The sequence below is a fragment of the Pseudomonas sp. Z3-6 genome, assembly GCF_051131985.1.
GTDB classification, from domain to species: Bacteria; Pseudomonadota; Gammaproteobacteria; order Pseudomonadales; family Pseudomonadaceae; genus Aquipseudomonas; species Aquipseudomonas zanjanensis.
The window spans coordinates 2,875,933-2,889,301 of record NZ_CP071644.1; the positions used below are offsets into that span (position 1 = coordinate 2,875,933).

At 61.2% G+C, this 13,369-nt stretch carries 9 protein-coding genes; 6 read left to right on the top strand and 3 right to left on the bottom strand.

All coding sequences use genetic code 11. From position 1 onward, the window contains the following. Positions 1-63: 63 nt before the first annotated feature. Both J3P88_RS13295 and J3P88_RS13300 read right to left on the bottom strand, forming a co-directional pair. Entirely contained in the window at positions 64-1,320 is a 1,257-nt protein-coding gene (locus J3P88_RS13295; RefSeq protein ID WP_434575768.1) for an MFS transporter, read from the bottom strand. Between the two features lie 174 nt (positions 1,321-1,494). Continuing rightward, the gene (locus tag J3P88_RS13300; protein ID WP_434575770.1) at positions 1,495-1,887 is read right to left on the bottom strand and encodes an ester cyclase; all 393 of its coding nucleotides are present in this window, start codon (positions 1,885-1,887) and stop codon (positions 1,495-1,497) included. A 366-nt stretch (positions 1,888-2,253) separates the two neighbouring features. Between J3P88_RS13300 and J3P88_RS13305 the strand changes: the two genes are divergently transcribed. The 4 genes from J3P88_RS13305 (at position 2,254) to J3P88_RS13320 (ending at position 6,417) form a co-directional block, all read left to right on the top strand. After that, a complete protein-coding gene (locus J3P88_RS13305; RefSeq protein ID WP_250961513.1) occupies positions 2,254-3,273 on the top strand; it encodes a substrate-binding domain-containing protein in 1,020 nt (339 codons plus the stop codon). A 128-nt stretch (positions 3,274-3,401) separates the two neighbouring features. After that, positions 3,402-3,827: a YciI family protein gene (locus J3P88_RS13310; protein ID WP_434575772.1), complete on the top strand. Its 426-nt coding sequence runs from the start codon at positions 3,402-3,404 to the stop codon at positions 3,825-3,827. A 23-nt stretch (positions 3,828-3,850) separates the two neighbouring features. After that, positions 3,851-4,258: a VOC family protein gene (locus J3P88_RS13315; RefSeq protein WP_434575773.1), complete on the top strand. Its 408-nt coding sequence runs from the start codon at positions 3,851-3,853 to the stop codon at positions 4,256-4,258. 419 nt (positions 4,259-4,677) lie between these two features. Continuing rightward, a complete protein-coding gene (locus tag J3P88_RS13320) occupies positions 4,678-6,417 on the top strand; it encodes an OPT family oligopeptide transporter (RefSeq protein ID WP_434575775.1) in 1,740 nt (579 codons plus the stop codon). A gap of 1,107 nt (positions 6,418-7,524) precedes the next feature. Here J3P88_RS13320 and J3P88_RS13325 read toward each other — a convergent pair. After that, positions 7,525-8,427 (bottom strand): LysR substrate-binding domain-containing protein, encoded by a 903-nt coding sequence (locus J3P88_RS13325; RefSeq protein ID WP_434575777.1) that lies wholly within the window; start codon positions 8,425-8,427, stop codon positions 7,525-7,527. A gap of 157 nt (positions 8,428-8,584) precedes the next feature. Here J3P88_RS13325 and ydiJ point away from each other — a divergent pair, with 157 nt between their 5' ends. Next, complete coding sequence (gene ydiJ / locus J3P88_RS13330) at positions 8,585-11,647, top strand: D-2-hydroxyglutarate dehydrogenase YdiJ (protein ID WP_434575778.1); 3,063 nt, start codon at positions 8,585-8,587, stop codon at positions 11,645-11,647. Positions 11,648-11,944: 297 nt separating this feature from the next. Further along, positions 11,945-13,366: a 3-isopropylmalate dehydratase large subunit gene (gene leuC / locus J3P88_RS13335; protein WP_434575780.1), complete on the top strand. Its 1,422-nt coding sequence runs from the start codon at positions 11,945-11,947 to the stop codon at positions 13,364-13,366. Positions 13,367-13,369: the final 3 nt, after the last annotated feature.

A 13,369-nucleotide genomic window follows, 5' to 3' on the forward strand; every position in this document is an offset into this window, starting at 1 on the left:
AAAGTAATACGAGACGGGTTTCGATGCCGGTGTACAGGTCTCCAACGCCCCGGGGGAATAGGGTCAGCAAACGGCTTTCTTGAAGGGGCGAGCGGATACGCCCCGATAGAATGACACGATGGCGAGCACCTGCACGGTGACGGCTGCTGCCACGACGGCGACGATGGCGTGATTCGGATCGATGGAGATGGTGCGCAACAGGCCGAATAAGGCTGGGGCGAAGGCATAGGTGGCCTGGCTGATCGCAACCATCAGGGCGATCACCCTGGCGGTGTGTTCACGGCTGAATTCGACCTGGGCAATGAGGGGCGGCAAGGACGTCGCATTGCCAATGCCCGAACCGATCAGCACCACGGCTATCCAGGCCACCGTCGGGTGCAGGTCCAGGCCCAGAAGCATCAGTGTGCCCAGCATCTGGATGGCATACCCGAGACAGGCCAGCTGCCGGCGGTTCATACCCTGGGTCATCAGGCGTGCGGCGACGTATCGCCCGCCCATCGCACTGGCGGTGGCCAGGCCCATGGCGAACGAGGCGTCATGGGCGCCCATGCGTCCCACCAGCATCGAATACAGGTGCGCGATCAAGCCGATCTGGGCGAACAGGCCCAGGGACATGCCGGCCGCCAGGCTACGGAAACTGGCCGACCTGAGCGTCTGCAGGGCGGTCCATGGCGCGGCGCTGGCGCTGGCGCTGGCCGGCACCGGTTCCGGCTGGTCTGCGTGGTCGGGATGCTGTCCCAAGCCTTGTGGGCTTTTGTTGAAGACCAGGAAGGCGAAGGCGCCGATGAGCAGCACGGCGACGACACTGATCGCCAGCGCCGCCGCGGCAAAGCCGAAGCGCTCGATCAGCCACACCCACAGCGGCGAAAAGATCACGCCCCCCAGGCTGGCGCCGTTGTAGGCCTTGCCCAAAGCCTTGGGTCTTTCCTTGACGTACCACGGGGCGATCAGGGTGTTAACGGCTGCGGCCCCCAATGTCACCCAACCGATACCCGAGCAGACGGCGCCGGCATACAACACCCAGAGCTGGTTGGCTTGAGCCCAGGTGTTCACACCGATGCCCAGGACGATGCTGCCCAGCAGGGTGATGGTGGGCATGCCGAAGCGTGCATAAAGACGTGGCAGGTTGGCGATGACTAGCGTGCCGCTGAGAAAGTGCACGGTCACGGCGGTCGAGACCTCGGCGATCGGCCAACCCGTGCGCTCCATGACCGCTTGCATGTAGATCGGCGGCCCGTAGAAGCCGATCCCCCAACCGATCATCGCCAGGATGAACGTGCAGGCCAATACGGTTTTTCCAAAAAAACGGGTGCGTGTCATCGCCATCTCCTCCAGAGTGGCTCACAGGCTATGCGCCCGACAGGTCCCTCACTTCGGGGTGCGTCGAATAATGGATGTCGAGCGCGATTGCTTCTTGGATTTGGTTTTCCGCGATGCCGTTGCCTACGGGTACGATGCGCGGGGCGTTGCAACTGGCAGCGCTGGAGCACTCCTCTATATGGATGGGAGCTGAGCCTCGATCGCTTGCTTATCGATAATCGACCAGACCTCGCGGATCCTGCCGTCCTCGAACGCGTAGAAGACGTTTTCCGTGAAGGCGACCCGTGCGCCATTGACCGCAAGCCCCAGGAACTCCCCAGCCGGCGTGCAATTGAACACCAGGCGAGCCGCCAACCGGGGTGGGTCGACCACCAGGCATTCGATTTCAAAGCGCAAGTCGGGGATGTCCCGATAATCCGCTTCCAGCATGCTTCGATAGCCATGCAACCCTAATGGTCTCGCGTTGTGAATCACTTGCTGATGCACAAAAAGGCCCAGGTTGTCCCAATCCTGCGCATTCAGGCAGGCGATGTAATCGGTATAAATATCGGCCAGATTTGAAGTCATGGGGACTGACGCTCCGTTACGTGACTGTCTCCAGAGCATAGTCATGCTGCAGCGTCGGGCTGCTCTTCGCGAGGCCCGGGGCTGGGGGGATGTTACAAACTTGCCGTTTCCCTTTCGGGCCGATGCCAACAGAAGCGACTATCCTTGCGGACATTGAATCTGAACACTGCCTCCACAAAAAAAAGAGACGCCATGACCCATTATGATCGCGCCATCGGCTCCAGACCCGGCACCACACGCGGTGATCGAACCTGTTTGACCAGGTCCCGGTTGCTCAAGACAGTTTCAATGACGGTTTTCTGCCTTTTCACGGCAACGCCCGGATACGGCCAGAACCTGCCAGCGGCAACGGATGCCACGGTGACAGTGGCTCAAGCGCAGGAAATGGTTGCCAAGGCCACCCTCGGCGCCGTGCCCTGGAGCGGTCCTGAAACCGGCCCGCGCGCCCAGCGCGGCAAGAGCATTGCCATTGTCGCAGAAGATATGCGCAACGGCGGTATTGTCGGTGTTGCCCAAGGTGCTCGCGAGGCCGCGAAAGCGATGGGGTGGACGCTGAGGGTATTCGATGGCGCCGGGTCCCCGGACGGGCGTGCAAAGGCCTTTGCCGATGCGCTGGCGGCGAACCCCGATGGCCTCATTCTGTGCGGTGCCGATGCCCTTGAAAACAAGGCGGCGCTGGCCGTCTTCGCCGACAAGGGCGTGCCGGTGGTGGGTTGGCACGCCGGGGAAAAGCCCGGGGCGATTGACGGTACGCCGATGGCCATGAACGTCACCACCGATCCGCTCGAAGTGGCTCGTATCACGGCCATGGCGGCCGTGGCGCAGTCGAACGGAAAGGCCGGCGTGGTCATCCTGACCGACTCCAGGTACAGCATTGCCATGGCGAAAGCCAAGGCCATGGAAAACGTGATTCGGGCCTGTAGGGACTGCTCGTTGCTGGAAGTGCGCGATGTCGCAATCTCCGAAAGTCGCGAGAAAATGCCGGCGATCACCACGGAGCTACTGCAGCGCCATGGCAAGCGCTGGACCCACACGCTGGCCATCAACGATATCTATTTCGACTACGCGGTGGCGACCTTGGCCAGCGCGGCGATACCTCGCGATGGCATCAGCCTCTTGTCGGCCGGTGACGGCAGCGCTTCGGCGTTCTTGCGCATCCAGGAAAAGAACTACCAGACCGTCACCGTGGCCGAACCGCTGAACGTGCATGGCTGGCAGGTGATCGATGAATTGAACCGACTGATGGCCGGCCAGCCGGTGAGTGGCTTCGTGGCACCGGTTCACTTGGTCAATGCCGACAATATCGCTTTCGACGGCGGGAAGAAGTTGTTGTACGACCCAAGCAATGGTTATCGAGACATCTATCGATTCCAATGGAATCCCTGAGCGGACGTAACTTCACGGCGTATCGAAAAAAATGGCGTCGACCTGTCGATTTCGGCCATTGCCATTCGATTAGTCCGTAGAGCCGCCACACCGACGGCTTGATCCATCCATTCTCAGGAGATACGAGCATGCGATTTATGGTGATCGTCAAGGCCAGTCCGGAGTCGGAAGCCGGAGAAATGCCCAGTGAAGAACTGCTGGCCGCCATGGGCGCCTACAACGAAGAATTGGTCAAGGCCGGGGTGATGCTCGCCGGTGAAGGCCTGCATCCCAGCGTCGAGGGCGTACGCGTGCAGTTTTCCGGCAAGGACCGGACGGTTGTCGACGGACCCTTTGCCGAAACCCAGGAGCTGATCGCCGGCTTCTGGATCTTCAAGGTCCAGTCGTTGCAGGAGGCCATCGACTGGGTCAAGCGCTGCCCGAACCCGATGGTCAGCGACAGTGAAATCGAAATCCGCCAGATCTTCGAACTCGAGGAATTCGGCGAAAACTTCACCCCCGAGTTGCGCGAGCAGGAAGCACGCTTGCGGGCGCAGCTGTCCAGTCAATCGTGAAGCTGCCGACAGGAGGACCCACCATGAGAATCATCCCTTACCTGACTTTCAACGGTCGCTGCAAGGAAGCCTTTGCGTTATACAAGGACGTGCTTGGCGGCGAGCTGTTTTCCATGTCCTTTGCCGAGGCGCCTGAGGACGTCGGCATGCCCAAGGACCCGGACCTGATCATGCACGCCTGCCTGGCCGTGGGCCATTTCAGCCTGATGGCCTCCGATTGCCCGCCGGGCCAGCCGTATAACAAGCCACAAGGGGTGTCGGTTTCCCTCAACGTCGACAGTGTGGAGGAGGCCGAGCGGCTGTTCAAAGGCCTGAGCGCGGGCGGCCAAGTGGAGATGCCCTTGGCGACGACCTTCTGGGCGGAACGCTTTGGCATGTTCGAAGACCGTTTCGGGATTGCCTGGATGATCAACTGCGAGGGCCGGCAATAAGTCGAACACTGCTTTGGCTGCGATGCGTTGCCTGGCCGTTGGCAGCGCCCGCGACACGCCTCACTTCCCGCCCTTGGATGGACGATCCTGGCGAGCACGCTCGCCAGGGTTTGCCTCCGTCGTGTGAACCTTGCGCCGATCCTGCGTTCACTTATTAAGCTGCCGCTTCAAGTGATCCTGGCTGTGCCCGTTTGCTGAAGCGATCCGTATGGGCTGTTCAATTAAGGCTGTAGACAAACCGTGGCGAGGGAGCTTGCTCCCGCTGGGCTGCGCAGCGGCCCTTTTTTTGTGAGCGCTTCGCACTCAAGCGGGAGCAAGCTCCCTCGCCACAGGTTCATCGTTTTCCCTAAGTAAAACCGCATCACTCAGGGAATCAGCCTGAATCTGGTGGCTGCCCCCAGTGCCGACAAGGACCTCGCATGCACTCAACCTCATCCACCTTCCCCTTAAACGCCGTCCTCGAACGCGAGCTCAGTCTGCGTGCGGTCAGTACGGGGATTGTCCTCGGTATCCTGCTGACACCGTCCAATGTCTACGCCGGGTTGAAGATCGGTTGGTCGTTCAACATGTCGATCATTGCCTTGCTGATCGGCTATGGCATCTGGCAGGGCTTGGCCAGCCGATCGGTGGGGCGTTTGCCCTGGACGCTGCACGAAAGCAACATCAACCAGACCGTGGCCTCTGCCGCCGCGTCGATCATTTCCGGTGGGCTGGTCGCGCCCATCCCGGCCTACACCTTGCTGACGGGCCAGCAGTTGGAGGCCATTCCCATGGTGGCCTGGGTCTTTTCGGTGAGTTTCCTCGGGATCTGGATTGCCTGGTACCTGCGTCCCTCGCTGCTCAATGACAAGGCTTTGAAATTTCCCGAAGGCATGGCGACCCTGGAAACGTTGCTGCACATCTACAACCACGGCCACGAAGCCGCGACGCGTTTGAAAGTGCTGCTCAGCGCCGCGATGCTGTCCGGGCTGGTCAAGGCGGTCGATACGTTCATGTGGGCTATCCCGCGCTGGTCTCCGACCGCTCAACTGGAACGCCTGACGTTCACCGCGGACCCTTCGCTACTGTTGGTGGGGTTTGGCGGGATCATCGGTATTCGCGTGGGCCTGACCCTGCTGCTCGGCGCCTTGCTGGCGTGGGGCGGGTTGGCGCCGTGGTTGCTGGAGCAAGGCCTGGTGCAGCTGCCGAGCGGTAGCAGCGGCCCGCAATTCGCGGCGCTGGTTGAGTGGTTGTTATGGCCGGGAGTGAGCCTGATGGTCTGCTCGACCCTGGCCTCACTGGCGATTCGCTTGTGGGCATTGCACCGCTCGACCAAGGCGGGCGGCGGGGCGATCTGGACGATCCCCAAGCCTGGGCCGGCGGCCGGTTTCGCCCTGTCGATCATCCTGGTGGTCAGCCTGCAAGTGCTGTTGTTCGGCATTAACGCCTGGATGGCCTTGTTGACCATTCCCTTGGCAATCTGCCTGGCGGCGGTGGCAGCCCGGGTGGTCGGTGCCACGGGCATTCCGCCGATCGGGGCCATTGGGCAGTTGTCCCAGTTGAGCTTCGGCATCGTCGCCCCGGGCCAGGTACCGATCAACCTGATGAGCGCCAATACCGCCGGTGGTTCGGCCGGGCAGTGCACCGATTTGATGAACGACTTCAAGGTCGGCCGGGCGATTGGCGCCACGCCGCGCAAGCAGGTGGTCGCCCAGATCCTGGGGATTTTCATCGGCAGCATCGTCGGCGTGTTGGCCTACCTGGCGCTGATCCCGGACCCGCAGACCATGCTGCTCACCGAAGAGTGGCCGGCCCCGGCGGTCGCCACCTGGAAGGCCGTGGCGCAGACCCTGACCCTGGGCCTGGATTCATTGTCAGCGAGCATTCGCTGGGCGATTTTCATCGGCGGTCTGGTCGGTGTGTCGTTGGGGATTCTCGATAGCTTGTTGCCGGCGCATCGGGCCCGCTACCTGCCAAGCACGGCGGCCCTGGGCCTGGCCTTCGTCCTGCCGGCCTCGGTGTCCTTGATGATGGCCCTCGGCGCGGTGCTGACATGGCTGGTGAGCTGTCGCTGGCCGAGCCTCACCGAACGCTTCGCCATCACTGCGGCGGCGGGGTTGATTGCCGGGGAGAGCATTACCGGGGTGGGGGCGTCGTTGTGGCAGATGCTTGGGACCTGATGGGGGTTGTCGGCGAGAAAAGTCGTAATGCTAAGGTTGGCCTAGGCTCTTGGTGGTGACAACTTTGTCGTAACCTTCTACTGGCCGTGCCCCATCGGCCACCCATGTACGTTCTTTGCGACACTTGAACTTCACCCCTTTGCGCGGCGCCATGACTCTGGCCGTCTCCATGCACATTGCCTTGGAAGCAAAGGTTGGCCCTGGTTGTCGTTCATCGACACAGCCTTCGTAGCCACTGCAGATCGTCATCACAACAAAATAGACAGTCATCATCTCGGTGTTGCTCCATTGCGTGATGCGAGTGATACATCCTGTAGCCCAGGTCGGCGGCCCAAACGTTTAGCGGTGATTGCCTGCGGATGATGAGCTTCGGTTCAAGTCCCCAGCAATGGCACATCAGTACCGCGCGTCGGGAATCTGTCACTGTATTAATATATTTTTAGTTGGTTGGGTTTTGTGCCAATAAGTTGGCGTCATCCGGGGTGGGATGGGTACGGCGGGAGAGACATGTCGGCGGTCAGGCCGTCTTCGCGAGCAGGCTCGCTCCCACAGTTGGATCGGGGTATGGCCGGAGAGATAGGTCGGCTGTCAGGCCGCCTTCGCGAGCAGGCTCGCTCCCACAGTTGGATCGGGGGGTATGGCCGGAGCAATAGGTCGGCTGTCAGGCCGCCTCGCGAGCAAGCTTTGCTCCCACAGATCTGACGGGTGTACGACCGTGAGAGCTAGGTCGGCTATAAGGCCGCCTCGTGGGGATGTTGATCTCGGGCGCCCCGTTAACCACGCTGGCCGAACGCAGGCATTGTGGAGTGGGTAACCCGGCATGGATGCCGGGTTAGCCGCGCTGGGCCATGGATGGCCCTTCGCGGCGGCCCACGGAGCAATGCCGGAGTGAGGGCACACCGAGCCTTAGCGAGGGGCCGAGTGGTGGGGCAAAAGCGTTTTGGTTACTTTTGCGCTTCTCAAAAGTGACCCGCCGTCAGGGCGGAACCCTAAGTGGTCGTTACACAAATAATGGATATGTACCCCCCAGTCAGCAAAACCCTGAGACGGCTATCGCGAGCAGGCTCGCTCCCACAGGGGATCAGCCTGAACCCTGAAGGGCCGAACTCAGTTATCGGGAAACGGCAACGAGAGCAGCCAGGCACTGAAGGCCTTCAAGGCCGGCAAGTGCTGGTATCGGGTCGCGTAGACCAGGTAATAGCTGCGCCCACTTTCCATCGGTTCGAACAACGCCACCAGATCGCCGCTTTTCAGTTCATCCTGCACCAGGATTTGCGGAACCAGCCCAATCCCGATCCCCGCCGACACGGCCTGGATAAGGTGGGCGGTGAGTTCGAAGCTCGGGCCGGAGCGCATGGTGCGGTGATCGACGTTGTGCTGGTCAAACCAATCCGACCAGACACCGGGCCTCGATACGACGTTCAACAAGGCATGCTCGGCAACATTGGCCGGCGACATGGCCCGGTACTCGGGCAATGCGGTCGGGCTGGCAATCACCACCAGTTTTTCCCTGAGCAACTGATGTGAAACGTAGCCGGGCCACTCTCCCGAACCTGCGCAGATGATTGCGTTCATGTCGTGGGTGGAAGATTGGACGTCCTCGCGGAGGATCCGCGAATGTATGTGCACCAGCAGGTCCGGGTGCTTGGCATAGAACTCATGCATCCGCGGCAGCAGCCATTTGGAACCGAGGGTCGGCAGGACGGCCAGGTTCAAGGGGCCGCTGTCGTTCTTGTACGAGATGGCCTGCAACGTTGCGCTTCGAATCCGTCCCAGCGCGGCCGCCAGTTCGTGCTGATACAGCGCGCCAGCGGCGGTCAATTCAATCTTTCGGCCTTCGCGGCGGAAGAGTTCGATCTCAAGTTGCGCCTCCAGGGTTTGTACCTGCCGGCTGACGGCGCTTTGGGTCAATGCCAGTTCTTCCGCTGCCTTGGTGAAACTGCAATGGCGCGCGGCGGCCTCAAAGGCAACCAGCAGCGACATCGAAGGCGTCAGGCGTCTAGGGTTCATTCATAAAGCTCATGCAAAGCCAACAGGAATTACGTTTGCTCCAACCGTACAGGAAGGCAAGAATCATGAAAACCTTGTGCAGCTGCTCGATACGTCTCGTGCCGAGCATACGTAATGTGAATGCATAGATTAGCTTTTCAGCCTGTAGGAAAACATCATGATTGCCCGGTTATCGTCTCTTGATCCCCAGAAAGCGACCTATGACGCTTTTCTGAATGCGCTCAAAGTGGCGGGGTTTCAAGGCGAGATTGCCCGCGACCATGGCGACCGGACGGTCTTGGCCACCGACAACTCCATCTACCAGCGCCTGCCCCAAGCGGCGGTCTTTCCCCTGGATGAACAGGACGTGATGATCCTGTCCCGCTTGGCCGCCGAGCCCGCCCACCGCGCGGTGGTGCTTACGCCGCGTGGTGGCGGCACTGGCACCAACGGCCAATCGCTCACCGATGGCGTGGTGGTCGACCTTTCCCGTCATCTGAATAACATCCTGGAGATCAACGTCGAGGAGCGTTGGGCCAGGGTCCAAAGTGGCGTGGTCAAGGATCAGTTGAACGCAGCCCTCAAACCCTACGGCCTGTTCTTCGCGCCAGAACTCTCGACCTCGAATCGCGCCACTATCGGCGGCATGATCAACACGGATGCGAGTGGCCAGGGCAGTTGCACCTATGGCAAGACCCGTGATCACGTTCTCGAACTCTCGACGGTTCTGCTTGGCGGTCATCGTCTCGACAGTTCAGCTATCGACGCGGCGCTTTTGCCGGCCCTGGTCGAACGCCAGGATCGAGTGGGGGACGTCTACAAATGCGCGGTGGATATCGCCGATACCCACGCCGAGCTGATCAGGGACACCTTTCCGAAACTCAACCGCTGCCTGACCGGTTATGACCTGGCCCATCTGCGCGAATCCGATGGGCGCTTCAATCTGAACAGCGTGCTTTGCGGCTCTGAAGGGTCCCTGGGCTTCATCGTCGAGGCCAAGCTGAACGTCCTGCCCATCCCCCAATACTCCATTCTGGTGAATGTGCGTTACGCCGGGTTCATGGATGCCTTGCGTGATGCCAAGGCGTTGATGGCCATGAAACCGCTGTCGATCGAGACCGTGGATTCGAAAGTGCTGATGCTGGCGATGAAGGACATTGTCTGGCACGGCGTCGCCGAGTATTTCCCTGAAGACCCCGATACACCGACGCTGGGGATCAATCTCATTGAGTTCAGTGGCGACGACGAAGCGGCGGTCCAGCAGCAGGTCCATGAATTCGTCCTGCACCTGCAGCGCGATACTTCGGTTGTCCGCTTGGGCCACACCCTGGCGATTGGCGCCGATGCGCTCAAGCGTGTCTATGCGATGCGCAAGCGTGCCGTGGGCTTATTGGGTAACGTCAAGGGCGAGGCCAGGCCCCAGCCCTTTGTCGAAGACACCGCGGTTCCGCCTGAAAACCTGGCGGACTTCATCCAGGCGTTCCGCGCGCTGCTCGATAGCCATGACTTGCAGTACGGCATGTTCGGTCACGTCGACGCCGGCGTCCTGCATGTGCGCCCGATCCTCGACATGAAGGATCCCGCCCAGGCCGCCTTGATCCGGCCGATTTCCGATGCGGTCGCGGCCTTGACACAACAGTATGGCGGGCTGTTGTGGGGCGAACATGGCAAGGGCTTGAGGTCGCAATACGTGCCCGATTACTTCGGCGATTTGTACCCGGCGCTGCAAGCGCTGAAGGCGGCTTTCGATCCCTTCAACCAACTCAACCCAGGCAAGATCGCCACCCCGGGCACGGTTCCAGACGCTCGACTGACCCGTGTCGACGAAGTGGAGCTGCGCGGTGCCCTGGATCGCACCATTGATGAACGTGTCTGGCAAAGCTATGACACGGCGGTGCATTGCAATGGCAATGGCGCGTGCTACAACTTCGATCCGGATGACGCCATGTGCCCGTCCTGGAAAGCCACACGCAATCGCATTCACTCGCCCAAGGGACGCGCCTCGCTGATCCGGGAATGGCTGAGGTTGCAGGGCGAGCAGGGTGTCGATGTGCTGGCGGCCAGCGATCGGGTTCGAGGGGCTGGCAGGAGCCAGGGTGTTGCGCGTCGGGCCGTGAATAGCCTGGCCCGGAAGATGGGCCAGGCGGATTTTTCCCATGAAGTCTACGAAGCGATGACCGGTTGCCTGGCCTGCAAATCCTGCGCGGGCCAATGCCCTGTCAAAGTGAATGTGCCGGAGTTCCGCTCGCGTTTTCTGGAGCTTTATCACAGCCGCTACCTGCGTCCCCTCAAGGATTACCTGATTGGCTCGTTGGAATACACGGTTCCCTATCTCGCCAGGATGCCGCGCCTGTACAACTTCGTGATGAGCGCCCGGCCGATCCGCTGGGGGCTCGAACGCGTGGCCGGGATGGTCGATAGCCCGCTGCTCAGCCTGGTGGATTTTGCCGCCGTATGCCGGCGCTGGGACGTGGAGGTGGCAACACCTGAACGCCTGGAAGCGCTTTGCGGCGAGCAGAGGGAGAAAAGCGTCATCCTCGTCCAGGACGCCTTTACCCGGTTTTTTGAAACGCCTTTGCTCGTGGACTGGGTGGAGCTGATATCGAGGCTGGGCTACAAAGTCTTGCTGGCGCCGTACGCGCCCAACGGCAAACCGCTTCAGGTGCAGGGTTTCTTGAAGGCGTTCGAGAAGGCCGCCAGCTTCAATGGCCAGACCTTGCTCAGCCTCCAGCAGTATGGCGTTCCATTGGTGGGGCTCGATCCGGCGATGACCCTGGTCTATCGACAGGAGTACGCCAAGACACTGACCACCGGCAACGCTCCCCAGGTGATGCTTGCGCAGGAATGGCTGATCGATGCGCTGCCGAACGATCAAACTGTGAAGGCGGACGAGCCTTACCACTTCCTGCCGCACTGCACGGAAAAAACCAATGAGCCGGGCAGCGTCGGGCAATGGCAAAAAATCTTCCAGCGCATGGGCCTGGCGCTGAACGTGCAAGCCAGCGGCTGCTGCGGGATGTCGGGCACCTACGGGCATGAAGCGCGAAACGCAGGAACGTCCGACACGATCTACGGGCAATCCTGGAAGCCGCTCCTGCAAAAACTCAATCAGTCGGGCCGGGTGGTTGCCGACGGGTATTCCTGCCGCAGCCAGGTGAAGCGCCAAGAGGGTATTACCGTGCTGCATCCTCTGCAGGTTCTGTTGGCGCGCGTGAAAGAGGTGTCGGTCGAGCGCGGATAAGAGGCGATACCGCTCACTCAAAGGCTGGCGACAAACCCGTGGCGAGGGAGCTTGCTCCCGCTGGCGTGCGTAGCGCGCCCAAAAAGGCTCGACCTGACACTATGGCGGCGGACGTTATGGGGCTGCTACGCAGCCCAGCGGGAGCAAGCTCCCTCGCCACAGGCCGGAATGCACGTCGTTGAATACGTCCATTGTTCACGAATCGTGTTCCATACCATCACCTAAAGGCCATTGATGGGTTTTTCATTGCGAATATGCTCTGTGCATCCGTGACCCGGCACCACAGAGCGCATCGCAATGAACAGCCCTCGTACCCTCTACCAGAAGCACATCGACAGTCACACCGTCGCGACCCTGGACGATCAAGGGCATGTATTGCTCTACATCGACCGCCAGGTGGCCAACGAATACACCAGCCCTCAAGCCTTCAGCGGGCTTCGCGAGGCGAAGCGGGGCGTCTGGCGTCCTCGCGCGACGCTGGCGGTCGTCGACCATGTCAACCCGACCAGCCCGACCCGTATCGCGGCCATGCCTGACGCCGGTGGGGCCTTGCAGGTCTCGTACTTCGAGGAGAACTGCCGGGACTTTGGTATCGAGCTTTTCGATGTGCTGGACAAGCGTCAGGGGATCGAGCATGTGGTCGCGCCGGAGCAGGGCTTTATCTTGCCGGGTATGGTGGTGGCCGCGGGCGACAGCCATACCACGACCTACGGGGCCCTGGGTGCGTTTGGTTTTGGTATTGGCACTTCTGAAATCGAGCATCTGTTGGCCACGCAGACATTGGTCTACAAGCGGCTGAAAACCATGCGGGTCACGGTCACCGGCACGCTGGGCATGGGCGTCACCTCGAAGGACATCATCATGGCGCTGATCGAGAGGATTGGCGCGTCAGGCGCGACCGGGTACGCCATCGAATTCACCGGTCCGGCCATCAGTGCATTGAGCGTCGAGGCGCGCATGACGATCTGCAACATGGCGGTGGAGGCCGGGGCCCGGGGAGCCTTCATGGCGCCCGATGAAAAAGTGTATGGCTACCTCAAGTCCAAGCCCCGTGCGCCTCAAGGCGAGCACTGGAATGCCGCGGAAAAAAAGTGGCGCGAGCTCTTCACCGATGAAGGTGCGGTGTTCGACAGCGAAGTGCGGGTGGACGTGGATGGGTTGGCGCCGATGGTGACCTGGGGAACCAGCCCGGACCAGGCGTCGCCCGTCAGTGGCAGGGTTCCGGACCCGGCGACCATTGCCGATCCGATCCTGCGCCAGGGCATGCAGCGCGCCTTGACCTACATGGGGCTGGAAGCCGGCATGGCGTTGAGTGACGTGCCGATCAGCCATGCGTTCATCGGCTCATGCACCAACGCGCGCATCGAAGACTTGCGTGACGTAGCACGGGTGGTGGAAGGCAGGAAAGTCGCCTCGACCGTACGGGCGATGATCGTTCCCGGATCAACCCAGGTGCGTGCCCAGGCTGAAGAGGAAGGCTTGGCCAGGATCTTCCTCGAAGCCGGTTTTGAATGGCGTCAGTCCGGATGCTCGATGTGCCTGGCCATGAACGACGACGTGCTTGCCGCGGGCGATCGTTGCGCGTCCAGCACCAACCGAAACTTTGAAGGTCGTCAGGGGGCGGGCGCCCGGACCCACCTGATGAGCCCGGCGATGGTTGCCGCAGCGGCCATCCGTGGTCGCCTGACCGACGTACGCCTATTGGCCGAGGAGATTTGAACC

Coding starts and splice junctions, on each gene's coding strand:
- J3P88_RS13325 (WP_434575777.1), bottom strand. CDS start 8,427: ATGAACCCTAGACGCCTGACGCCTTCGATGTCGCTGCTGGTTGCCTTT.
- J3P88_RS13300 (WP_434575770.1), bottom strand. CDS start 1,887: ATGACTTCAAATCTGGCCGATATTTATACCGATTACATCGCCTGCCTG.
- J3P88_RS13295 (WP_434575768.1), bottom strand. CDS start 1,320: ATGACACGCACCCGTTTTTTTGGAAAAACCGTATTGGCCTGCACGTTC.
- leuC (WP_434575780.1), top strand. CDS start 11,945: ATGAACAGCCCTCGTACCCTCTACCAGAAGCACATCGACAGTCACACC.
- ydiJ (WP_434575778.1), top strand. CDS start 8,585: ATGATTGCCCGGTTATCGTCTCTTGATCCCCAGAAAGCGACCTATGAC.
- J3P88_RS13310 (WP_434575772.1), top strand. CDS start 3,402: ATGCGATTTATGGTGATCGTCAAGGCCAGTCCGGAGTCGGAAGCCGGA.
- J3P88_RS13320 (WP_434575775.1), top strand. CDS start 4,678: ATGCACTCAACCTCATCCACCTTCCCCTTAAACGCCGTCCTCGAACGC.
- J3P88_RS13315 (WP_434575773.1), top strand. CDS start 3,851: ATGAGAATCATCCCTTACCTGACTTTCAACGGTCGCTGCAAGGAAGCC.